At 68.1% G+C, this 20,122-nt stretch carries 25 protein-coding genes and 2 pseudogenes; 21 read left to right on the top strand and 6 right to left on the bottom strand.

All coding sequences use genetic code 11. The features are described from left to right. Positions 1 to 5 precede the first annotated feature (5 nt). Positions 6 to 410, bottom strand: coding sequence for a flagellar basal body rod protein FlgC (flgC, locus tag QE452_RS00315; RefSeq protein WP_309658190.1), 405 nt, complete (start codon positions 408 to 410; stop codon positions 6 to 8). Between the two features lie 119 nt (positions 411 to 529). Here flgC and QE452_RS00310 point away from each other — a divergent pair, with 119 nt between their 5' ends. The 6 genes from QE452_RS00310 to QE452_RS00285 all read left to right on the top strand — a co-directional run bounded on the left by QE452_RS00310 (position 530) and on the right by QE452_RS00285 (position 5,155). Beyond that, positions 530 to 766 carry a FliM/FliN family flagellar motor switch protein gene (locus QE452_RS00310; RefSeq protein ID WP_309729442.1) on the top strand — a complete coding sequence of 79 codons (237 nt, stop codon included), beginning with the start codon at positions 530 to 532 and terminating at the stop codon, positions 764 to 766. Continuing rightward, positions 766 to 1,104, top strand: a complete 339-nt coding sequence (locus tag QE452_RS00305; RefSeq protein ID WP_125995854.1) for a flagellar biosynthetic protein FliO — start codon at positions 766 to 768, stop codon at positions 1,102 to 1,104. The genes QE452_RS00310 and QE452_RS00305 overlap by 1 nt, the downstream gene beginning before the upstream one ends. A gap of 28 nt (positions 1,105 to 1,132) precedes the next feature. Continuing rightward, on the top strand, positions 1,133 to 1,855 hold the full coding sequence (gene fliP / locus QE452_RS00300; protein ID WP_405052783.1) for a flagellar type III secretion system pore protein FliP: 723 nt from the start codon (positions 1,133 to 1,135) through the stop codon (positions 1,853 to 1,855). Between the two features lie 165 nt (positions 1,856 to 2,020). Continuing rightward, complete coding sequence (locus tag QE452_RS00295; RefSeq protein ID WP_309658189.1) at positions 2,021 to 3,931, top strand: ATP-binding protein; 1,911 nt, start codon at positions 2,021 to 2,023, stop codon at positions 3,929 to 3,931. Further along, positions 3,928 to 4,560 (top strand): response regulator, encoded by a 633-nt coding sequence (locus QE452_RS00290; protein ID WP_309658188.1) that lies wholly within the window; start codon positions 3,928 to 3,930, stop codon positions 4,558 to 4,560. Before QE452_RS00295 ends, QE452_RS00290 begins: the two co-directional genes overlap by 4 nt. A gap of 97 nt (positions 4,561 to 4,657) precedes the next feature. After that, on the top strand, positions 4,658 to 5,155 hold the full coding sequence (locus QE452_RS00285; protein WP_309658187.1) for a MarR family transcriptional regulator: 498 nt from the start codon (positions 4,658 to 4,660) through the stop codon (positions 5,153 to 5,155). A 39-nt stretch (positions 5,156 to 5,194) separates the two neighbouring features. On the opposite strand, the gene QE452_RS00280 is transcribed toward QE452_RS00285, so the two are convergent. Next, on the bottom strand, positions 5,195 to 5,548 hold the full coding sequence (locus QE452_RS00280; protein ID WP_125995858.1) for a flagellar biosynthesis regulator FlaF: 354 nt from the start codon (positions 5,546 to 5,548) through the stop codon (positions 5,195 to 5,197). A gap of 185 nt (positions 5,549 to 5,733) precedes the next feature. Between QE452_RS00280 and motA the strand changes: the two genes are divergently transcribed. From motA to QE452_RS00215, 13 genes and pseudogenes are all read left to right on the top strand, one after another. Further along, positions 5,734 to 6,618, top strand: coding sequence for a flagellar motor stator protein MotA (gene motA / locus QE452_RS00275; protein ID WP_125995859.1), 885 nt, complete (start codon positions 5,734 to 5,736; stop codon positions 6,616 to 6,618). After that, positions 6,593 to 6,904 (top strand): annotated as a pseudogene (locus QE452_RS00270) (hypothetical protein); the annotation flags it as partial. The gene motA and the pseudogene QE452_RS00270, both read left to right, overlap by 26 nt. A 123-nt stretch (positions 6,905 to 7,027) precedes the next feature. Next, on the top strand, positions 7,028 to 7,393 hold the full coding sequence (locus tag QE452_RS00265) for a response regulator (protein WP_125995861.1): 366 nt from the start codon (positions 7,028 to 7,030) through the stop codon (positions 7,391 to 7,393). Next, positions 7,390 to 9,555 (top strand): chemotaxis protein CheA, encoded by a 2,166-nt coding sequence (locus QE452_RS00260; RefSeq protein WP_309658185.1) that lies wholly within the window; start codon positions 7,390 to 7,392, stop codon positions 9,553 to 9,555. Before QE452_RS00265 ends, QE452_RS00260 begins: the two co-directional genes overlap by 4 nt. Next, positions 9,552 to 10,040: a chemotaxis protein CheW gene (locus QE452_RS00255; RefSeq protein WP_309658184.1), complete on the top strand. Its 489-nt coding sequence runs from the start codon at positions 9,552 to 9,554 to the stop codon at positions 10,038 to 10,040. Before QE452_RS00260 ends, QE452_RS00255 begins: the two co-directional genes overlap by 4 nt. Continuing rightward, the gene (locus QE452_RS00250) at positions 10,037 to 10,927 is read left to right on the top strand and encodes a protein-glutamate O-methyltransferase CheR (RefSeq protein WP_309729439.1); all 891 of its coding nucleotides are present in this window, start codon (positions 10,037 to 10,039) and stop codon (positions 10,925 to 10,927) included. The genes QE452_RS00255 and QE452_RS00250 overlap by 4 nt, the downstream gene beginning before the upstream one ends. Next, positions 10,927 to 11,943, top strand: coding sequence for a chemotaxis response regulator protein-glutamate methylesterase (locus QE452_RS00245; protein ID WP_309658182.1), 1,017 nt, complete (start codon positions 10,927 to 10,929; stop codon positions 11,941 to 11,943). Before QE452_RS00250 ends, QE452_RS00245 begins: the two co-directional genes overlap by 1 nt. Positions 11,944 to 11,959: 16 nt before the next feature. Next, positions 11,960 to 12,349, top strand: a complete 390-nt coding sequence (locus tag QE452_RS00240; RefSeq protein ID WP_206433233.1) for a response regulator — start codon at positions 11,960 to 11,962, stop codon at positions 12,347 to 12,349. Beyond that, positions 12,349 to 12,900: a chemotaxis protein CheD gene (locus QE452_RS00235; RefSeq protein ID WP_309658181.1), complete on the top strand. Its 552-nt coding sequence runs from the start codon at positions 12,349 to 12,351 to the stop codon at positions 12,898 to 12,900. The genes QE452_RS00240 and QE452_RS00235 overlap by 1 nt, the downstream gene beginning before the upstream one ends. Before the next feature lie 15 nt (positions 12,901 to 12,915). Beyond that, on the top strand, positions 12,916 to 13,209 hold the full coding sequence (locus tag QE452_RS00230) for a hypothetical protein (RefSeq protein WP_125995867.1): 294 nt from the start codon (positions 12,916 to 12,918) through the stop codon (positions 13,207 to 13,209). A 3-nt stretch (positions 13,210 to 13,212) separates the two neighbouring features. Then, on the top strand, positions 13,213 to 14,103 hold the full coding sequence (locus tag QE452_RS00225; RefSeq protein ID WP_309658180.1) for a flagellar motor protein MotB: 891 nt from the start codon (positions 13,213 to 13,215) through the stop codon (positions 14,101 to 14,103). Positions 14,104 to 14,118: 15 nt separating this feature from the next. Further along, a complete protein-coding gene (locus QE452_RS00220) occupies positions 14,119 to 14,562 on the top strand; it encodes a flagellar basal body-associated FliL family protein (RefSeq protein ID WP_309658179.1) in 444 nt (147 codons plus the stop codon). A gap of 11 nt (positions 14,563 to 14,573) precedes the next feature. Further along, positions 14,574 to 15,215 carry a PilZ domain-containing protein gene (locus QE452_RS00215; protein WP_309658178.1) on the top strand — a complete coding sequence of 214 codons (642 nt, stop codon included), beginning with the start codon at positions 14,574 to 14,576 and terminating at the stop codon, positions 15,213 to 15,215. 581 nt (positions 15,216 to 15,796) lie between these two features. Here QE452_RS00215 and QE452_RS00210 read toward each other — a convergent pair. Genes QE452_RS00210 through QE452_RS00195 form a run of 4 tightly spaced genes read right to left on the bottom strand, consistent with a single transcriptional unit; the run spans position 15,797 to position 18,406 of the window. After that, the gene (locus tag QE452_RS00210; RefSeq protein WP_309658177.1) at positions 15,797 to 16,402 is read right to left on the bottom strand and encodes a hypothetical protein; all 606 of its coding nucleotides are present in this window, start codon (positions 16,400 to 16,402) and stop codon (positions 15,797 to 15,799) included. Continuing rightward, positions 16,399 to 16,797, bottom strand: coding sequence for a DUF6468 domain-containing protein (locus tag QE452_RS00205; RefSeq protein WP_309658176.1), 399 nt, complete (start codon positions 16,795 to 16,797; stop codon positions 16,399 to 16,401). The genes QE452_RS00210 and QE452_RS00205 overlap by 4 nt, the downstream gene beginning before the upstream one ends. Beyond that, on the bottom strand, positions 16,794 to 17,813 hold the full coding sequence (gene fliM / locus QE452_RS00200; protein WP_309658175.1) for a flagellar motor switch protein FliM: 1,020 nt from the start codon (positions 17,811 to 17,813) through the stop codon (positions 16,794 to 16,796). Before fliM ends, QE452_RS00205 begins: the two co-directional genes overlap by 4 nt. After that, positions 17,810 to 18,406: a flagellar basal body-associated FliL family protein gene (locus QE452_RS00195; RefSeq protein ID WP_309658174.1), complete on the bottom strand. Its 597-nt coding sequence runs from the start codon at positions 18,404 to 18,406 to the stop codon at positions 17,810 to 17,812. The genes fliM and QE452_RS00195 overlap by 4 nt, the downstream gene beginning before the upstream one ends. Before the next feature lie 127 nt (positions 18,407 to 18,533). On the opposite strand from QE452_RS00195, the gene QE452_RS00190 reads away from it, so the two are divergent. Together QE452_RS00190 and flgG are read left to right on the top strand one after the other, a co-directional pair. After that, a complete protein-coding gene (locus QE452_RS00190; protein WP_309658173.1) occupies positions 18,534 to 19,277 on the top strand; it encodes a flagellar hook-basal body complex protein in 744 nt (247 codons plus the stop codon). A gap of 52 nt (positions 19,278 to 19,329) precedes the next feature. Further along, a pseudogene (gene flgG / locus QE452_RS00185) lies at positions 19,330 to 20,120 on the top strand (flagellar basal-body rod protein FlgG). Positions 20,121 to 20,122: the final 2 nt, after the last annotated feature.

Below are 20,122 nucleotides of genomic sequence, written 5' to 3'. Positions count from 1 at the left end.
ATTCCTTATTTCAAGAGGTCGATGGTGCGCATCGTCAGGCCCTTGGCCGCTTCGATGGCGTTCAGATTGGCTTCGTAGGACCGCTGTGCCGCCTTCATGTCGGCGGTCTCGATCAGCGAATTCACATTGGGGGTCAGCACATAACCCTTGGCGTCCGCCGCCGGGCTGCCCGGTTGGTACACGCGGGTGAACGCAGACTTGTCGGGTTCGATGTCACGGACCTGCACGCCGGTGCCGCCATCCTTGTCCAGCGTCGCGCGGAAGCTGGCCACGCGTCGGCGATAGGGATCGCCACCGGGCGTGGCCGCCACCGAGTCCGCATTGGCGAGATTCTCGGCGATGATCCGCATCCGGAGCGATTGCGCCCTGAGGCCGGATGCGGACACGCGCATCGACGTGGTGAGGTCCATGGTTCGTCTCCGACGGACGCCGTCTTTGGCGCCCTCCCCTCCTTTCTAGGCAAATATTGCCCGGCGCGGTCGGGGCCCGGCAGATTCTTCCTACAATGGAGGCAAAGGAGCGACGTCCCATGTCCGCCATTGACGATATTACCATCGACGTATCCATCGTGCTGGGTTCGGCCCAGATCCCGATCTCGCAGATCCTGCGCATGGGGCGCGGCGCGATGATCGCGCTGGACTGCGGCCATGACGACCCCACCCTGCTCTATGTCAACGGCAAGCTGGTCGCGAAGGGGACGGTGCTGGTCAACGAGGACCAGATGTCGATCGAGATCAACCATGTCGTGCGCAAGGGACAGGGCTGATGGACCTGGTCGCCTTGATGCGGTCGATGGGCGGGCTGGCCGTGGTGCTGGGCCTGCTCGGCGGCGCATTGTGGGTCGTGCGCCGCTTCGACCTGGCGCTGCCCGGCCGCTTGAGCGCCGCCGCCGGCCGCCGCGTCCAGCTGGTCGAGCGGATCACGATCGACGCCAAACGGTCGGTGGTGCTGCTGCGCCGCGACGATCGCGAGCATCTGTTCGTCCTGACCCCGGAACGCGCCGAAGTGCTGGAAACGCGCATCGTCCGCGACGAGGAATCCGTGCCCCAGCCGCGGGACCTGACGCTGTGCGCCAATCTGGACGGGGAATGGTATCGTGGCTGACCGCCTGCCCCCCCGTCTGCACCGCCGCATCGTGCGTCCGACCGCCTATGTCATAGCGCTGGCCCTGTTGCTGACCCCCGCCGCCGCGCTGGCGCAGGGCGCGACCGTCAGCCTGGGCGACGGGTCGCTGACCGGCAAGGCCATCCAGCTCATCATGCTGATGACGGTGCTGAGCCTGGCGCCGGGCATCCTGATGACGGTGACGTCCTTCACCCGCATCGTGGTGGCGCTGTCGATGCTGCGCACCGGCCTCGGCGCGCAGGGCGTGCCCCCCAATCCGGTCATGATCAGCCTGGCACTGTTCCTGTCCTTCTTCGTGATGGCACCGACCTTCGAGACCGCGTGGAAGACCGGCATCCAGCCCTATACGGCCGGCAAGATGACCGAGGCGCAGGCGTTCGAGCACACCGCCGAGCCGTTTCGCGTCTTCATGCTGCGCCAGGTCCGCGACGACGACCTCAAACTGTTCCGCGAATTGGGCAAGACACAGGCGGTGCCACGTGAGCAGACCGGCCTGACGACATTGATGCCGGCCTTCATGATCTCAGAGTTGCGCCGCGCCTTCGAGATCGGCTTCATGCTGCTGCTGCCGTTCCTCATCATCGATCTGGCGGTCGCCGCGATCCTGATGGCGATGGGCATGATGATGCTGCCGCCACCAAGTATCTCCTTGCCCTGCAAGATTATCTTCTTTGTGCTGGTCGATGGATGGGCGATGGTGTGCGGGTCGCTGGTGCGCAGCTTCGGGTAGAATGGAGCGGTGACGCCCGGAAACCCTCAAAATGATTGCAATTGTTTGCATAATACAGATCAGTAAATATGGTTGCTTCGAGTGGACAGGCGGGCGCGCTCACTGCTATGGTCGCGGACGGTCACGCTCCGTGCCCATAGGCTCCCCTGACACAACGGGTTCTCCATGCCGCTTCGCATCCGCAGCGAACATCGCCCGGCGGCCGTTCAACGAGCCATGCTGCCCGAAGTGGTTGGGGACGAGGCCATCGCGATCGTCGATGCGGACGGCCGCATCCTCCATTGGTCGACGGGATGCGAGCGTCTTTTCGGCTGGCCCGCCGATGCGGCGGTCGGCCGGCATAAGCGCACCCTGCTGCACAGTCGCGAAAACGGCGTCGTGCCGCCCTGGCCCTCCGCCAGGGCGATGCGACGGCTGAACGAGCGGTGTCGCGACGGCCATGTGCTGGCGACGACCGAAACCGTGCAGCCGGTCGGCGAGCGGGCGGGCGGCCGCGTCCGGGCGATCTGGATTGGGACCGACGAATGCGTGTCCGGAACCGCGCCCTGGGGCGCATCGTCGCCGATCCTGACCGATCCGCACCAGCGCGCGGTGATCCGCAGCCAGACCGGTCTGTTCGACTATGACCGGTGGAGCGGCACGATCGGCTGGATCGATCATCAGTGGCAAGCGCTACCGGTCCCGGTCGGCCGCGTCCCCCTGGACCGGCTTTGCGGCGTGATGGACGATCCTGCCGCGCTCCGCCGGGCGGTGGCCGACGCGGCGGCGGACCGTCGCCCGCTCCTCACCTTCGAGTGCGACCTGCGCCTGCACCAGATGCGTCGGCGGCGTGTCGAAGCGGCGGCGCATATGATCTATGCCCAAGACGGCACGCTGGCGCGCATGGTCGGGCGCTACCGCGACATCAGCGAACAGCATGTCCGCGACAATCGCCGCCGCCGCCAGCGCGACGATCTGCATCACATCCTCAATTCGGTGCCGGACGCGTTCCTGGTGACCGATGCGGCAGGCGTCATCCTGTCCGCCAATGCCGCCGCCGGGCAGTTGCTCGAACAGGAGCCTGACGCCCTCGCGGGGTGCGACGTCGCCGCCGTCATCGGGGTCCAGCCGGCCGAGCTGCCCCGGCTCGCCAGCGCGGAAAGCCCCCGCCCGCTCGCCGTGGCCCGCGCCGACGGGCAGGTGATCAACATCGAGCTGCGCGTGGTGCTACCCGATCGCTCCGGCGAGCCGAGCTACGCGCTGTTCATCCGCGACATCTCGGACCAGGTGGCGGATGCCGAGCGGATGGACCTGCTGCGGATGGAATTCGTCCGCACCTCGCAGGCGAGCGCGCTCGGCGCCTTCGCCGCGCAACTGACGCATGAGATCAACCAGCCGTTGACCGCCCTGGCCAATTTCCTGGGATCGGCCGAAGTGATGCTGCGCAAGGGCGGGCCGGTCGACCGCATCGCCGATGTGCTGGCGATGGCGACGGGTCAGGCGCTGCGTGCCGGCAGCATCGTCCAGCGCCATTTCCAACGCACCGTCGGGGCCGAGCCGGACATGCAGCCGATCGACATCGCCGCATTGGTCGAGGAAGCCGTGCTGCTCGCACTGCCGGGCAATGCCGGGCTGGACATCGCGCTGACCTATGACCTGGACGACGACGCGCGGACCATCTGGGGGGACCGGGTGCAGATCCTGCAGGTGCTGACCAATGTCCTGCGCAATGCCGCCCAGGCGCTGCGCCGCGTGGACCAGAGCCATCGCGCGATCCTGATCAGTGCGCGCCGTCGCGCGGCGGGCGACATGATCGAATTGCTGATCGCCGACAACGGACCCGGCTTCACCCCGGCGCTGCTGCCCCATCTGTTCGAACCCTTGCACGACCGGTGCAATGACGATCGGGGCGGAGAGGCCGTCGGCATGGGCCTGGGGCTGTCGATCTGTCGCTGGATGATCGCGGCACATGGCGGTCAGATCGATGCCTTCAACCAGGCGGGCGGCGGCGCCTGCATCCGCCTGACCCTGCCGACGCCGGTGACGGCCGATGGTCATGGCGAAATGAATATCAGAACGGAGAATGGGGCGGCATGACGCGACATATCATCCATGTCGTTGAAGACGATGAAGCATTGCGCGTGTCGCTGGAGCTGCTGCTGTCGCTCAGCGAGGAACTCGACGTGCACAGCCATGTTAGCGGCGACGCGTTCCTGGCGGCGCTGGACAGCGTCGAGGCGGGCGTCGTGCTGCTCGACTATCGGATGCCGGGCAAGAGCGGCACCGACGTGCTGTCCGAGATTGCCGGGGACGTCCGCTTCGCGACGGTGATGCTGACCGGCCAGGGCGATGTGGCGCTGGCGGTGCAGGCGATGAAACTGGGCGCGGTCGATTTCCTGGAGAAGCCGACCGATCGCGCCAACCTGATGCGCGCGATCGATCTGGCGATCACCACGCTGGCGCAGCGGCGCGACCAGTCGGCCGACCAGAATGCCGCCCAGGCACTGGTCACCCGCCTATCGTCGCGCGAGATGGATGTGTTCCGCGGCCTGGTCTGTGGCTGGTCGAACAAGGCGATCGCACACCGCCTGGGGGTCAGCCCGCGCACCATCGAGGTGCATCGCGCCAATATGATGAACAAGCTGGAGGTGCGCAGCCTGTCCGACGCGCTGCGCGTGGCCTTCGCGGCCAAGGTCGCCGACACATTCCTGGCGGAGGGACTATAGGTCGCTCCGCTCCCGCCCGGGTGCATCGGTGCGACAATATGCTGACGACGATAAGCAAACCGTTGCAGACGATGCGATTCCTGTCCATGCAGCGATCATGACCGATGTTATACTCCCGCCGGCCAAGCAATTTTTGCGCGACCATGCGGTTCGCGGCGGCATGGACCTGTTGTTCTTCGCGCACCGGTCGCACCTGCAACGGGCGGACGAGGAGTTGGAGCGGCTCGGCCTGGGCCGGGCGCATCACCGCGTCCTATATTGCCTGTCGCGACGGCCCGGCATGACGGTGGGCGAGCTGCTGGCGGTCCTGGCGATCACCAAACAGTCGATCGGACGCGTGCTGAAGCAGCTGCTGGCGCAGAATCTGGTCGAGCGCCGACCCGGCGTGCAGGACCGCCGGCAGCGCCATCTGTTCCTGACCACCAATGGCGAAGCGCTGGAACACAGCCTGTTCGCCGACCTGCGCGCGAACATGGCCCGCGCCTATACCAGCGCGGGCGAGGAGGCGGTGGCCGGCTATTGGATCGTCATGCAGCATCTGATGACCCAGGATGTGCAGGACCAGTTCCTGGCCTTCCAGTCCGCCAGTCGCTGAACCCGGCGGGGCGGGCCGGCCACCTCGACCGGCGGTCGGTCAGTGGACCGTCCCCTCCAATCCCTCGATCATCATGCGATTGACGTCGATCAGCGCGCCGATATCGTCCTTCCCCGTCACCACCTCGCTGGTGTAGCGGCTGACCCACAGGGCCAGCGAGATGATCCCGGCACGCACCGGCGCCGGCAGGCCGTTGCCCGGCGACGAGCAGTCCGTCTGGAACACGTTCCACATCTCGCGATTGCGGGCCAGCACCGGCATCAGCGCGACGCCCGCCACCCCCGCATCGCGCGCGGCGATCATCTCGCCGGTGATTTCACGGATCAGGCGGCATTCGGCGTGGCGCGGCGTCTCGGCGATGGTACGCGCGCGCTGGTAAGCATTGAGGGACATGGCCTCTCCAACAACTGATACCCCCTCTCTATAGGACCGCCGCGACCGCGACGGTGCGTTCTGCCGACGACATCGGCATTTTCTCGGGCCTCGACGCAAAAGGTGGATGCTCGCCCGACCAGCGGGCCGACCGGCAATCTACAATGGAGACATCCATTTGTCCGCCGGAGGTCGGGTTCCCTGCCATGCTGAACATTGTCGGCCTGCTTATTATCCTCGGCTGCGTGTTCGGCAGCTTCATGATGTCCGGCGGCAAGATGGACATCATTATGGAGGCGCTGCCGCACGAGATGATGGCGATCGGCGGCGCCGCGATCGGAGCATTCATCGTGTCAAATTCGATGGCCACCGTGAAGCTGGCCGGCAAAGGCCTGATGCGGTCCTTCAAGGCCCCGCGCTGGAAGGACAGCGACTATAAGGACCTGCTGACCCTGATGTTCGGCCTATTGTCGACCTTCAAGAAGGGCGGCCCGACCGCGATCGAGCCGCATCTCGACAATCCCAAGGAGAGCGCGATCTTCTCCAAGTTCCCGCGCCTGATCGCCGACCATCACCTGAGCGACTTCATCTGCGACTATCTGCGCATGATGACGGTCAGCTTCGAGGACCCGAACCAGTTGTCCGAGGCGATGGACAACGACATCGAGAAGCACCACCACGAAGAGGCCGCGCCGCAGCACGCGCTGCAGCAGATGGCCGACGGCCTGCCCGCGATCGGCATCGTCGCCGCGGTGCTGGGCGTCATCAAGACCATGGGCTCGATCGACCAGCCGACCGAGATCCTGGGTGCGATGATCGGCGGCGCGCTGGTCGGCACCTTCATGGGCGTGCTGCTCGCCTACTGCCTGATCGGTCCGCTCGCCGCCAAGCTGAACGAGACGATCGAGATGGACAGCAAGCCGTTCAACATCGTCAAGGCCGCGATCGTCGCCCATGCCCAGGGACTGCCGACCCAGGTCGCGGTCGAGATCGCCCGGCGCATGACGCCGTCCGCCAAGGCTCCCTCCTTCCAGCAGCTCGAGGCTGCGCTCGACGAGGCGAAAAATGACTTCAACGCTCTCCCCGCCTGAGCCGGCCCCGGCGCCGACCGTGGCCGACCTGGCATTCGAACCCATCCCCTTCGAACCGATCACCTTCGACCTGGAAGCCGATCTGCCCCCCCAAGACGAGGTCCCGGTCGCTATGGTCGAACCCTCCGCTTTCTGCCTGCCGGCGCATGGCACCACCGCGATCGCGGAGGAATGGCACCCCCGGCTCGTCGCCGCCGCCGATGCCGGCGACGCGATCGACATCGACGCGTCGGAGGCCGAGACGATCGGCCAGGCCATGCTCCAGCTCCTCGTCGCCGCGCGCGCCGATGCGCTCGGCCATGACCGCGCCTTCACCATCACCAACCCCAGCCGCGCCTTCTCCCGATCGGGTGACCGGCTGCGCCCTGGCCCAGTCGCTGGGGCTCATCACCGAGGAAGAGAATCGCCCATGACCAAGACCATTCTGACCGTCGACGATTCCGCCAGCATGCGAATGCTGCTGAAGGCGTCGCTTACCGGTAGCGGCTATCATGTCGAGGCCGCCAATGACGGCCGCCACGGGCTGGAGCGGATGATCGAGGTCAAGCCCGACCTGCTCATCACCGACATCAACATGCCGGAGATGGACGGGTTCGAGCTGATCGAGGCGGTACGCGGTCGCCCCGAATTCAAGTCGGTGCCGATCCTGGTGCTGTCGACCGAATTCTCCGACGAGAAGAAGGCGCGCGCGCGTACGGCCGGCGCGACCGGCTGGATCACCAAGCCGTTCGACGCGCAGAAGCTGGAAGTCGCGATCCGCCGGGTGTGCCCATGAGCGACGATCTCGACGATATCCAGGCCATCTTCTTCGAGGAATGCGCCGAGGGACTGGCCACCGCCGAGGCGGGCCTGTCGGCCATGGCCGCCGGCGACGTGTCGGCCGGCGTCATCGCCGGCGTGTTCCGCGCGGTGCATTCGATCAAGGGGGGCGCGGGTGCGTTCGGCCACACCGCGCTGACCGCCTTCGCCCACCGGTTCGAGAATGTGCTGGACGAGGTGCGCGCCAACCGCATCGCGCCGACGCCGGGCGTCACCCGCGTCATGCTGTCCGCCTTCGACATCCTGTCGGATCACTGCGCCGCGGCGCAGGGGACGGCGGCGGTGCCGGCCGACGCCGCGATGCTGGCGGTGCTGGAGGAGGTGCTGGCGACCGGCGGTGCGCCCGACCAGACCGCGGCGACCCCCGCCCCGGCGCCCGAACCCGTCCCCGCTGCGCCCGTGGACGAGGATCCGTTCGGCTTCCAGCCGGTCGCCATCGGCGGCCTGGAAGATTTCGACCTGGCGCCGTCCGAGCCGGCCGGCTGGACCGTACGCTTCACGCCGTCCAACGCGGCCATGGCGCATGGCGGCGAGCCGCTGCTGGTGCTGCGCGAGCTGGAACTGCTCGGCGGTCAGGTGACGGCGGCGGACCTGTCCGCGCTGCCGCCGCTTGCCGAGCTCGACCCGGAAATGGCCTATATCGGCTGGACGATCACGCTGCCGGCCGAGGTGGCCGAGGACGCGATCACCGAATGTTTCGACTTCGTCGCACCGGACTCGGTGATCGAGATCGTGCGGTGCGGCGGTGATCCGGCCCCCGCTCCGGAAGCGAGCACGCCCGCCCCTGCGGCCGAGCCGGTCGAGGCGACCGCCCCGGCCGCTCCGGCTCCGAGCGCGGCGCCCGCCCCGGTCGTGGCGGCGGTGCCGTCCGTCCCCGCGCCGGCTGCTAAGCCCGCCACCGACGACGCGCCGCCACCCCGCCAGGCCGATCCGGTCGCCCAGTCGATCCGCGTCGAGCTGACCAAGCTCGACATGCTGCTCAACTTGGTCGGCGAACTGGTGATCCGCAGCTCGATCCTGTCCGACCGGCTCAGCCCCAAGGATCAGGAGCGCGTCGAACTGCCGCAGCTCTCGCGCCTGACGCGCGAGATCCAGGACACGGTGATGTCGCTGCGCGCCCAGCCGATCAAGCAGGCGTTCAGCCGCGTGCCCCGGATGCTGCGCGACCTGTCGTCCGCGACCGGCAAGCAGGTCGAGCTGGAGACGTTCGGCGAGACGACGGAAGTCGACAAGGGCGTGATCGAGAAGATCGGCGACCCGCTGACCCATATGATCCGCAACGCGGTCGATCACGGCGTCGAATTGCCCGCCGACCGGATCGCCGCCGGCAAGCCGGCGCATGGCACGATCCGCCTGTCCGCCGAGCAGCGCGGCGCGCGCATCTTCGTGCGCGTCGCCGATGACGGGCGCGGCATCGACCGGGCCCGCGTCCGCGCCAAGGCGGTGGAAAAGGGCATCATCGCCGCCGATGCGGTGCTGACCGACGAGGAGATCGACCAGCTGATCTGCGCGCCGGGCTTCTCGACCGCCGAGACCATCTCGAACATCTCGGGACGCGGCGTCGGCATGGACGTGGTCCGTTCCAACGTCGAGGCGCTGGGCGGCCGGGTCGAGATCACCTCGATGCCGGGCAAGGGCACGGTCTTCACCATGATCCTGCCGCTGACCCTGGCGATCCTGGAGGGGATGATCGTCCGCCTCGCCGGCCAGCGCTTCGTGCTGCCGCTCGCCAATGTGGTCGAGACGGTGCAGCCCGAACCGGGCCAGGTGAAGCCGATCAGCACGTCGGGCGAGGTGCTGGAGCTGCGCGGCAACTTCCTGCCCGTGCGCCGGCTCGGCAACATCTTCGGTTTCGCCAGCAACGACGCGCTGCCGCCCGAGGAATCGCTGGTCATCGTCGTCGAAAGCGAAAGCGCCGGTCATGTCGGCCTGATGGTCGACACGATCGACGACCGCCGCGAGGTGGTCATCAAGAGCCTCGACCAGAATCTCCACCCGATCCGCGGTCTGGGCGGCGCCACCATCCTGGGTGACGGCTCGATCGCGCTGATCCTCGATATCGAGGCGATGGTCGCCTCGTCCAATCCCCGCTTCATTCCGAAGGGACTAGCCGCATGAGCACGATGGAAACGGCCGACGAACGCAAGATCGTCACCTTCTCGCTGGGCGAGCAGGTGTTCGGGATCGCCATGTCCGCCCTGATCGAAATCCGCGAATGGGAGGAGCCGACCCCGCTGCCCGGCGTCGCCCATTACATCAAGGGCGTCACCAACCTGCGCGGCACCGTGGTGCCCGTGGTGGGTCTGGCCGAGCGGCTGGGCTGGCCGGCGAGCCGCATCCATTCGCGGTCATGCATCCTGGTCGTCAGCATCTCCGGCAAGCAGGCCGGCTTCCTGGTCGACGAGGTCGCCGACATCGTGTCGATCAAGGAGAGCGAGGTGCGCCCCGCCCCCGATGTCGACGTCAACGAACCCAATGTCATCGCCGGGCTGGTAAAGATCACCGCGCGCGATGCGGGGGACGCCGGGGACAATGGCACCATGGTCCTGCTGCTCGACCTGAACGCGCTGGCGCTGACCCGCCAGTTCGACCTCGCCGCATGACCTACGCGGCGATCCGATGTGACGCCGTGGCCGACGGGCTGGACGATGCGCCGGGGCTCGACTCCCCGTCGCTCGGCCAGAAGGAATTCGCCGCGATCGTCCGGATCATGCAGTCCGAGGCGCGGATCCATCTGTCCGACGTCAAGCGGACGCTGGTCCATTCGCGCCTGTCGCGCCGGCTGCGGATGCATCGGATCGCCAGCTTCGCCGACTATCTCCAGCGGATCGAGCATGATCCGGAGGAGCGCGCGGCGATGGTCGTGGCGCTGACCACCAACCACACCTTCTTCTTCCGCGAGAATCATCATTTCGAGCATCTGCGCGGCGAGGTGATCCCCCGGTTGAAGGAGGCGGCGCGGTCGCGCCCGGTGCGGCTCTGGTCGGCCGGCTCGTCGAGCGGCGAGGAGGTCTATTCGATCGCCATGTGCCTGTCGGGTGCCAATCGGCACGACGCCGCCTGGCTCACCAAGGGCGATGTGCGATTGCTCGCCACCGACCTGTCGCCGCCGATGGTCGCGACCGTGCAGAAGGGCGTCTACCCGGCCAATGCCGCGAACTCGATCCCCGAGCCGTGGCGCAGCGCCTGGACGAAGGTGGAGGATGGCGAGCTGCGGATCGCGCCGGAGCTGCGCGCGCTGGTGACGGCGCGGACGCTCAACCTGTTCGAACGCTGGCCGATGCGGCAGAGCTACGACGTCATCTTCTGCCGCAACGTCATGATCTATTTCGACGACAAGGCGAAGGCGGAGCTGGAGGCGCGGCTGGCGGACATGCTCCGTCCCGGTGGCTTCCTCTATATCGGCCATTCCGAACGCCTGATCGGCGCCGCCGCCGTCGCGATGAAGAGTTGCGGGCATACCATCTATTCGAAGAACGGGGGATTCTAATGCCCGTGCGAACACTTGTGGTCGACGACAGTCCGTCGATCCGCGCGATGCTGACCCGAATCCTGTCCGCCGATCCCGAGATCGAGGTCGTCGGACAGGCGCCCGAGCCGAACACGGCGCGGGCGATGATCAAGCAGCTGGAACCCGACGTCATCACGCTCGACGTCGAGATGCCGGGGATGGACGGCCTGTCCTTCCTGGAGAAGATCATGCGGCTGCGGCCGATGCCGGTGGTGATGTGCTCGACGCTGACCGCGCGCGGCGCGGCCACCACGATCGAGGCGCTGCGGCTGGGGGCGGTCGACTGTATCGGCAAGCCGTCCGGCAATGCCGAGGACCTGTTGCGCGAGTCCGTCCGGCTGCGCGAGACGGTGAAGGCGGCGGCGCGATCGTCGGTGCGCCCCACCGTCGGCGTCCGCGCACCGGCGACCACGACCGGGCCGCTGCGCCCCGATGCGGTGATCGCGATCGGCGCATCGACCGGCGGCGTGGAGGCGCTGTTCTCGCTGCTCGGCGCGATGCCGGCGGATTGTCCGCCGATCCTGATCGTCCAGCATATGCCCGCCGCCTTCACCACCAGCTTCGCCGAGCGGCTGGACCGGGAATGCAAGATCCGGGTGCGCGAAGCCCTGGACGCGATGCCGCTCGCCTGGGGCACCGCCTATATCGCGCCCGGCGGCGGCCGGCACATGGAGCTGGTCGGCCGCGATCCGGGGACGATCCGGCTGCGGACCGGCGACCTGGTGTCGGGCCACCGCCCATCGGTCGACACACTGTTCCGCTCGGTCGCGATGCGCGGCCGCGGCGCGGTCGGCATCATCCTGACCGGCATGGGCAGCGACGGCGCGCAAGGCCTGCTGGCGATGCGCCAGGCCGGGGCGATGACCCTGGGCCAGGCGCGGGAAAGCTGCGTCGTCTACGGCATGCCGCGCTCCGCCCAGGAGATCGGCGCCGTCCATCGCGAGCGGACTTTGGGCGCGCTGCCCGAAGCGATCCTCGCCGCCTGCCAGAATTAATCGAGGAACCCAGTCAATGCCTGCCGCAGCCCAGATCAAGGTGATGGTCGTCGACGATCAGGCGAGTATGCGTGCGATGATCCGCCGCTCGCTCCAGGACCTTGGATTTCGCGATATCCGCGACAAGGGGTCCGCCGCCGAAGCGCTCGACGCCGTGCGCAGCGATCGCGTCCACCTGATCGTCTCCGACTATAACATGCCCGACATGGACGGCCTGCAGCTGCTGGAAGCCGTCCGCCAGGACCCGGTGATCGGCAAGACCGTGTTCATCATGCTGACCGGCTCCTCCGATCGCGAGATCGTGAGCAAGGCGGCGGCGCTCGGGGTCAACAACTATCTGGTCAAGCCCTTCGCGCCGGCCGTGCTGAAGGAGAAGATCGAACGCGTGTTCGGGGCCCTGTCCTGATGGGCGCGCGCATCCAGATCGTGCAGGGCGGCCATGCCGTCGGTAATCAGCCGAACACGGTGATCGCGACGCTGCTCGGTTCGTGCATCGCGGTATGCCTGCACGATGCGCAGGCGCATGTCGGCGGCATGAACCATTTCCTGCTCGGCGAGCCGGAAAACACGAAGCCGCTGAGCCCCGCGGACCTGCAATGCTACGGCATCCACGCCATGGAGTTGCTGATCAACGCCATGATGGCGGTGGGGGCGAAGCGCGACCGGTTGCGCGCGCATATCTATGGCGGCGCCAACATGATCGCGGGCATGTCCGCGATCGGCCGCCGCAATGCCGAATTCGCGCGCAGCTTCGTCGAGATGGAGCAGATCGCGATCGGCCGGATTGATGTCGGCGGCACCAGTGCGCGGCGGGTCGAGTTCATGCCCTATGAGGGCCGGGCGCGGGCGATGACCGCGGTCGAGGCGGACCCGATCTCGCGCCAGCGCACCATGGCGCCGTTGCCGACGCCGAGGCCGGCCGGCGACCTTGAACTTTTTTCCCCCCAGGGGCGGTAACGGGACGGTGATGTGATGAGCGAGCTTGATCCCCTGGCCGCACCGCTGCAGGCGGCGCTGGCGGCCGAACTGCGCGACATTCGCGGCCTGCTCGAACGGCTGGAGCTGGTGCTGGTCGGCGACGCGCATTTCGCGGCCAACTACCTGCACGAACTCCAGGCCTTCGACCTGGTGGCGCAGCATGTCGACGAGATCGCCCGCGTGCTCGACCGGCTGTCGTCGCGGATGACCGCCCATGCCGCGATCGAGCCGGTGCGGCTCGGCGCGGTGCAGGACGGGTTGCGGCGCGCCTTGGCGCAGGCGGGCTAGGCCATGGCCTCCAACGCGCCTGGCGGGAATAACGAACGCCCCATCGTCATCCGCCGCGTCAAGAAATATGCGGCGGGTCATCATGGCGGCGCGTGGAAGGTCGCCTATGCCGATTTCGTGACGGCGATGATGGCGTTCTTCATGCTGTTGTGGCTGATCAGCAATCCCGACAAGAAGCGGTTGAAGGGCCTGGCGGAATATTTCTCGCCGCCCTCCGCCTCGGCGATGGCGCAGTCGTCGGACACCACCTCGTCGAGCAGCGGCGTCGGCAACATGCCGGGCGCCGGCGGCCATGGCCGCAACGCCCAGGCCGACAGCCGCGCCGATCCCAGGGGCCAGCCCTCGACCGTCGCGGCGTCCCGGGGCGTGGCGCGCGGCGGCACGGCCGAGATTCCCGATGCGGCGCAGCGCGTGCTGGCGCAGGAGATGAAGATCGCGATCGACAGCCTGCCGCCCGATTCCGACCAGCGCAAGGCGATGCGGATCGAGGATGGCCGCGACGGCCTGCGCATCAGCCTGACCGACACCGATGCGCATTCCATGTTCCGCTTCGGCACCGCGACGCTCAACCCGTTCGGGCTGGAACTGCTCGGCCGCGTCGCCGCGAAGCTGGCGACATCCGGCGCGCAGATCGCGATCGAGGGGCATACCGACGGCTCCGGCATCGGCGCATCGGATGCGGCCTGGACGCTGTCGGGCGCGCGCGCCATCGCCGCGCGCCGCGCGATGATCCAGGCCGGGCTGCCCGCCTCGCGCTTTGCGGAGATGGTGGCGATGGCCGATACGCGGCCGGTCTATCCCGACCAGCCCGACCGGCCGGAAAATCGCCGCATCACCATCGTCGCGCTGGGCGCGGCGCCGTCGCTGCCGTCCGACGCCAGCTTCCGCTTCTAGGGGAGAGGATAGGCCGTGAAGAAGATCCTGGGCATCGTCCTGATGCCGATCCTGGGCGCCGCGCTGGGCGGCGGCACGGCGGTCGCGACCAACCATTTCCTCGGCCCGCCCCAGGCCAAGGCGGCCGAGACCAAGCCCGAACCCGAGCCGACCAGCTTCGTCGCCGCCAAAGAGGTGCTGGCGCCCTTGGTGCTGAGCGACGGCCGGCTGGCTGGCTATTTCAAGTTCGATATCGGGCTGGAAGTACCCGCCAAGGACGAAGCGGCGATCACGGCCAAGCTGCCGCTGCTGCTCCATGCGATCAACATGCGCACCTATCGCACGCCCCTGGCGGCGGGAGCGGACGGGATGCTCCCCGATCTGCGCCGCTTGCGCGACGTGGTGCGCGAGGCCGCGCCCGAAGCCTTTGGCAAGGGTGTCGTCCAGCGTGTCGCCATCACGCGCGCCGAGCCTGCCTGAGGAGCATCATCATGGCCAGCGAACCCTGTCATCCGCCCGAAATCCCGATCGACCCGTCGGCCGCCGAGCGGCCGGCGCAAACGGTGGCGCGCTCGCAACGGCTGACGACCTTGCTGATGGTCGGCCGGCTGATCGACCCGTCGGGCGATCATCTGTGCCGCGTCCGCAACCTGTCGACCGGCGGCATGATGGTCGAGACCAGCGCGCCGCTGGCGATCGGGGTGCCGGTGCGGGTGGAGCTGCGCAACCTCAACCAGGTCGAAGGCAAGGTGGTGTGGACGCGCGACCAGCGCGCCGGCATCCAGTTCGACGCCTTGCAGGAGGTGGCGACGCTGCTCCATCCGCCCGAGGACATCGACCAGCGGCCGCGATCGCCGCGCCTGACCGCGTCGTGTAGCGTGCTGCTCTGGCATCTGGGCCACACCACCGCGCCGGAATTGCGCGACCTGTCGCAGAGCGGGTGCCGGCTGGGCATGGCGCATCCGTTGCCCGACGGCGCCGAGGTGCGCATCACCATTCCCGGCCTGCCGCCCCGCCACGCCTCGCAGCGCTGGACGGGCGATGGCGAGGCGGGCTTCGCCTTCCATATGCTGTTGTCGTTCAACGAGCTGTCGGGCTGGGAACGCAATCACGCCGCGCGCTTCTCGCGCTGAGCGGCGCCGCTACCTGCGCCGGGCCTTCGGCGCGGATGGCGGCGGGGATCGTTTCCGACGCGAAGGCGGGGCAATGCGGAGCCGTTGCGCAAAGGGCCGGGCCTTTCGCCCTCACCATTAGCGATTTATCTAAAGAACCGGTCATCGGTGAATGCGATGGCCCGTTCAATGCCCGACCGCCGTTCCGGCAGGCGCTGGGAGTGTTGCAAATGTCGATGTTGCACGGCCATTATCCTTCATTCCGGCGGCGGCGAAACGTCGGTACATAGGCCAGGCAGGCTTGTGCTCCTGCGAAGGCAGGAGCCTAGGGCAAGGCGAAGCAACGCCTTATAGTCATCCGCAACCCTGGGCTCCTGCGTCCGCAGGAGCACGGGGGCGACTTTCGCGGAGGGGTAGCCGAGGCCGCGACGCGGTTGGATGCCGCCCGCGATCCCTGCACCGGAACGGTACGCAAGCGTGAACGGAGGCGCATTCGTGGCGATGGTCCGGTCAGCGGCGCACCTGATGGTGACCGGATGCAGCGTCCCCCGAACAGGAAGACCGGAGCGACGCCATCCGCGTCGCTCCGGTTCAACGTCCGATCAGGATGGCCGCCGATCGCGGGGCGTTGCGGCAGCCCCCGGCGCCGGTGCCGGCGCGCCGGGTCGCGGCCGCACGCCGGCCGCCGCCGCGCCGCCACCCGCCTGCTTGCGGGCCAGCGCCATGGTCAGCGCCGCCGCACCGCGGGGCGACATCGCCGCCATGACGGAGGCGATGGAGCGTTCGCGCATCTTCTGCGCGACGCGCATTTGCACTTCCAGGTCGAGCTGCTCCATCACCGCCGCCGCCGCCGCCGGCTTCATCGCCGCATAGATCTTGGCGAGATCGTCATATTGGCTGGGCGGCGGCGGTCCGCCGGCCGCCGCCGCCTGCGCCGCCTCGTCCGGCTTTGCGGCCGTGTCGCTCTTCAGCCGTGCCTCGGCCGCGCGCACCGCCTGCTCGCGCAGGTCGAGCGTGCGGCCGCGCCGCGCCGCCGCCCGGTCGCGGATATTGGCGTCGTCGGCGATCGCCGCCCCCAGTCGCGACTGGATCGGCAACGGCTCCAGCGGCTGGGCCGACAGGCCGACGGCATTGCCGACCACCGCCGCCAAAGCGGAACCCGCCGTCATCAGCAGCAGCGACGGCCGCCAGCGTGATCCGCGCCTCACGCCCACAGCTTTTCCTCCACGCGCGGCGCGGCGCGCACCCCGTCACGGACAGCGGCCGGTTCCTCGGCCGCCGGCTGGTTGCGCGCGGCATTGGCCGCCTCGGTCATCCGGTCGGCGGAGGCGTCGGCGATGCCGATCATCACGGTCAGCTCGTCGGCCATCGCCCGCGCCTGGGTCAGCACCTGGCCATGCGAGGCGCAATCGACCAGCACCGTCTTCAGCTCGGCCAGCACGGCGCGGGCATGGCCGGTCGACTGGTCCAGCGCCTTGACCACCTCGGCCACCGCGTCGCCCCGCACCCGGTGCAGCGCGCGCATCATCCGCACGCTCTGCACCATCACCGCCGCGCACAGGATCATGGTGGCGATGTCCGCCATCGTCGCGAAACTCATCATCGCACTATCCTCTTGATATCGGTCGTCAGACGGACCGCCACATTGTTGCATCGCTGGCCGATCTGGCCGTGGCCCAGCACCACGTCGCCGATCTGGAGCTCCAGCGCCTCGTCCGGCCGCCGGTTGAAGCGGATGGTGTTGCCCACCTCCAGCGCGCGGACCTCGCCCAGCGGCATCATGGTGCGGCCCAGCACCACGTCCACCTCCACCTCGGTCCGGCGGATCTCGCGCGCCATGTGCGCGCCCCAGATATTCTCCGGCCCCGCCTTGTCGCCCATGAAGCGCTGGCCCAGCACCTTCCGCACCGGCTCCAGCGTCGCATAGGGCAGCAACATGCTGAAACAGCCGCCGCGCCCGTCCATGTCGACGCGCAACGTCGCCACCGCGCACAAATTGGTCGGCCCGGCGATCGAGACGAAGCGCGTGGCGGTTTCCACCCGCTCCAGGTCCAGCGTGATCGGCGTGATCGGCGCGAAGCCGGCGGCGAAGTCGGCGATCGCCATCTTCAGCATCCGCGACACCAGCCCGACCTCGATGCCGGTGAAGGCGCGGCCGTCGATCATCTGCCGGTTGTTGCCGTGCCGCCCGCCGAGCAGGGCGTCGACCACCGCATAGATCAGGCTCGGCTCGACCGTGATCAGGCCGTAGTTGCGCCATTCCTCGACCCGGAACACGCCGATCATCGTCGGCAGCGCGACCCGGTTGATGAAGTCGCCGAACCGGACCGAGGTCATGTCGACCAGGCTGATGTCGATCGCGTCCGACGTCAGGTTGCGCATCGACGTGGCGAAGCTGCGCAACATGCGGTCGTACACCACCTCCAGCATCGGCAGGCGTTCATAGCTGATGACGTCGGATTCGATGACCGCCTTCAGGCCGCTGCGCGCGCGCATCGGGCCGCCGACATCGCCGAACAGCGCGTCGATCCCCGCCTGATCCAGCGCACCGCTGCCCATCGCATCGAGCGAGGGCGGCTCCGGCAGCTCCAGATCGTCGAAATCGTCCATGTCGCTCATTGCTGGATCAGGTCCTGCACGAGGACGTCCTTCACCTTGTCATGGCCCAGCGTCGCGCCGGCGCGCAGCAGCAGTTCCTCCTTGATGCGGTACACGGCGGCTGATCCCGACAGATCCTCGGGCCGCAATTCGCGCAGGAACGGCTGATAGGCGTCGAGCAGCTTGGGCAGTTCGCCCTTCAGCCCCTCGCTGTTGCCCTTGGGACCGGGCACCAGCATGATGTGCAGCTTCAGGAAGTGCGGCGTGCCGTCGGCGGTGTGCAGGTTGACCAGCAGGGGCGGCACGTCGAGCGGCTCGTTCTTCTTCGCGCCGTGGCCGCCCTCGCCGCCCTCGCCTTCGCCCTCGCCGCCGGCTTCCTCCTCCTCGGCGGCGACCTCCTCGTCCTTCGCCTTTTCCTCGGCCGCCTTCTTCTCCTTGGCGGTGGGCGGCGCGGCATGGCCCATCATCATATAGGCGCCGCCGCCGCCGCCGAGCAGCAGCACCGCCGCCGCGCCGCCGCCGATCATCATCAGCTTCTTTTTCTTCTTGGCGGCGGCCGTCTTGGCGGCGTTGGCATCGCCCTCGCCGTCCTTCGGCTCCTCGGTCGCGCTCATGATCATCCCCGATCGATTAACCGGCGGGACCAGACCGGCCCGCGCCCTACCCGCCCTATTATAGGATGGTCGCCAGGCAGAAATTGCCGAGCGGCGAACGGAAAAGCGGAAAAAACGGACCAGCGGGATGGATATCTCTTCCTTTGTGCTGCTCAGCCGGGAACAGGCGCTCAAGCGCCGGTTGGACGTGGCGGCGAACAACATGGCGAACATGGACACGGCGGGCTTCAAGCGCGAACGCCCCGTGTTCCGCGAATATGTCGAGACCAGTCCCGAGGACGCGGTGCCCGACGCGCGCAAGATGTCGTTCGTGCTCGATTTCGGCGCGATGCACGATGCCTCGGCCGGCGCGTTCAAGAGCACGGGCAACCCGATGGACGTGATGATCGACGGTCCCGGCTATCTGGCGGTCGAGGCGCCGGACGGCGGCACCGCCTATACCCGCGCCGGCTTCGTCAAGATCAACGAGACGGGCCAGCTGACCACCGCCGGCGGCCAGCGCCTGCTCGGCGAGGGCGGCAAGCCGATCACCGTGCCCGTCGACCAGCAGGCGAACCTGTCCATCTCCACCGACGGCACGGTAAAGGGCAAGGACGGGCCGCTCGGCCGCCTGGCTGTCACCGTGTTCGACGACGAACGCGGCGTGACCCCGCGCGGCGACGGGTTGATGACCGCCAGCAACGGCCGCGAACTGTCCGCCGCCGATACCAAGCTCACCGCCGGCGGCGTCGAGTCCTCGAACGTCGAGCCGATCGTCGAGACCACGCAGATGGTCGACATCCTGCGCGCCTATCAGGCGAGCGCCAGGATCGCCCAGGACATGGACGACATGCGCAAGCGCGCGATCGACCGGCTCGGCAAGTTCGGCTGATCCGCCCCCTTCCCCCTCCTGATTTCTCCTTCCCGCGAAAGGACCACGCATCATGCGGACTCTCTCGATCGCCAGCACCGGCATGTTGGCCCAGCAGACCAATGTCGACGTCATCTCGAACAACCTGGCCAACATGAACACCACCGGGTTCAAGCGCCAGCGCGCCGCCTTCCAGGACCTGCTCTACCAGCAAGAGACGCGCCCCGGCACGGCCGGCGGCGGCGGCGACCAGGCCAAGGTGCCGACCGGCATCCAGATCGGATCGGGCGTGAAGACCGGCGGCATCTATCGCATCACCGAACAGGGCGCGCCGAGCCAGACCGGCAATCGCTACGACATGGCGATCGAGGGGCGCGGCTATTTCGCCGTGACCATGCCCGACGGCACGCAAAGCTATACCCGCGACGGCTCGCTCCAGCTCTCCGACCAGGGCGAGCTGGTGACGGCGGACGGCTATCAGCTCAGCCCCGCCATCGCGATCCCGGCCGGCGCGCTCGACGTCGCCATCTCCAAGACCGGCCTGGTGCAGGTGAAGGTGGCCGGCGCCACCGACATGCAGACCGTCGGGCAGATCCAGCTCGCCACCTTCATGAACGAGGCCGGGCTGGAGGCGCAGGGCAGCAACCTGTTTAAGGAGACCTCCGCCTCCGGCGCGGCGACGGTCGGCACGCCGGGCGATCCCGGCGATTCGGCACGGTGCAGCAGGGATCGATCGAGGCATCGAACGTCAATCCGGTGTCGGAGATCACCGCGCTGATCACCGCCCAGCGCGCCTATGAGATGAACAGCCGCGTCGTGAAGACCGCCGACGAGATGCTGGCCACCTCCAGCCAGTTGCGCTGATC

Source organism: Sphingomonas sp. SORGH_AS_0438 (assembly GCF_031453475.1).
Taxonomy (GTDB): domain Bacteria; phylum Pseudomonadota; class Alphaproteobacteria; order Sphingomonadales; family Sphingomonadaceae; genus Sphingomonas.
The sequence above is the reverse complement of the archived record's forward strand: the minus strand, read 5'-3'. Positions and strand labels throughout refer to the sequence as shown.

Bases quoted from the DNA above. Each gene is read 5' to 3' on its own strand.
- fliM (WP_309658175.1), bottom strand. From the start codon at position 17,813: ATGAGCGACATGGACGATTTCGACGATCTGGAGCTGCCGGAGCCGCCC.
- QE452_RS00290 (WP_309658188.1), top strand. From the start codon at position 3,928: ATGACGCGACATATCATCCATGTCGTTGAAGACGATGAAGCATTGCGC.
- QE452_RS00215 (WP_309658178.1), top strand. From the start codon at position 14,574: ATGGCCAGCGAACCCTGTCATCCGCCCGAAATCCCGATCGACCCGTCG.
- QE452_RS00225 (WP_309658180.1), top strand. From the start codon at position 13,213: ATGGCCTCCAACGCGCCTGGCGGGAATAACGAACGCCCCATCGTCATC.
- QE452_RS00280 (WP_125995858.1), bottom strand. From the start codon at position 5,548: ATGTCCCTCAATGCTTACCAGCGCGCGCGTACCATCGCCGAGACGCCG.
- QE452_RS00240 (WP_206433233.1), top strand. From the start codon at position 11,960: ATGCCTGCCGCAGCCCAGATCAAGGTGATGGTCGTCGACGATCAGGCG.
- QE452_RS00305 (WP_125995854.1), top strand. From the start codon at position 766: ATGGACCTGGTCGCCTTGATGCGGTCGATGGGCGGGCTGGCCGTGGTG.
- QE452_RS00230 (WP_125995867.1), top strand. From the start codon at position 12,916: ATGAGCGAGCTTGATCCCCTGGCCGCACCGCTGCAGGCGGCGCTGGCG.
- QE452_RS00265 (WP_125995861.1), top strand. From the start codon at position 7,028: ATGACCAAGACCATTCTGACCGTCGACGATTCCGCCAGCATGCGAATG.
- QE452_RS00190 (WP_309658173.1), top strand. From the start codon at position 18,534: ATGGATATCTCTTCCTTTGTGCTGCTCAGCCGGGAACAGGCGCTCAAG.
- QE452_RS00235 (WP_309658181.1), top strand. From the start codon at position 12,349: ATGGGCGCGCGCATCCAGATCGTGCAGGGCGGCCATGCCGTCGGTAAT.
- QE452_RS00205 (WP_309658176.1), bottom strand. From the start codon at position 16,797: ATGATGAGTTTCGCGACGATGGCGGACATCGCCACCATGATCCTGTGC.
- QE452_RS00310 (WP_309729442.1), top strand. From the start codon at position 530: ATGTCCGCCATTGACGATATTACCATCGACGTATCCATCGTGCTGGGT.
- motA (WP_125995859.1), top strand. From the start codon at position 5,734: ATGCTGAACATTGTCGGCCTGCTTATTATCCTCGGCTGCGTGTTCGGC.
- QE452_RS00260 (WP_309658185.1), top strand. From the start codon at position 7,390: ATGAGCGACGATCTCGACGATATCCAGGCCATCTTCTTCGAGGAATGC.
- QE452_RS00245 (WP_309658182.1), top strand. From the start codon at position 10,927: ATGCCCGTGCGAACACTTGTGGTCGACGACAGTCCGTCGATCCGCGCG.
- QE452_RS00285 (WP_309658187.1), top strand. From the start codon at position 4,658: ATGACCGATGTTATACTCCCGCCGGCCAAGCAATTTTTGCGCGACCAT.
- flgC (WP_309658190.1), bottom strand. From the start codon at position 410: ATGGACCTCACCACGTCGATGCGCGTGTCCGCATCCGGCCTCAGGGCG.
- QE452_RS00195 (WP_309658174.1), bottom strand. From the start codon at position 18,406: ATGAGCGCGACCGAGGAGCCGAAGGACGGCGAGGGCGATGCCAACGCC.
- QE452_RS00295 (WP_309658189.1), top strand. From the start codon at position 2,021: ATGCCGCTTCGCATCCGCAGCGAACATCGCCCGGCGGCCGTTCAACGA.
- QE452_RS00255 (WP_309658184.1), top strand. From the start codon at position 9,552: ATGAGCACGATGGAAACGGCCGACGAACGCAAGATCGTCACCTTCTCG.
- QE452_RS00250 (WP_309729439.1), top strand. From the start codon at position 10,037: ATGACCTACGCGGCGATCCGATGTGACGCCGTGGCCGACGGGCTGGAC.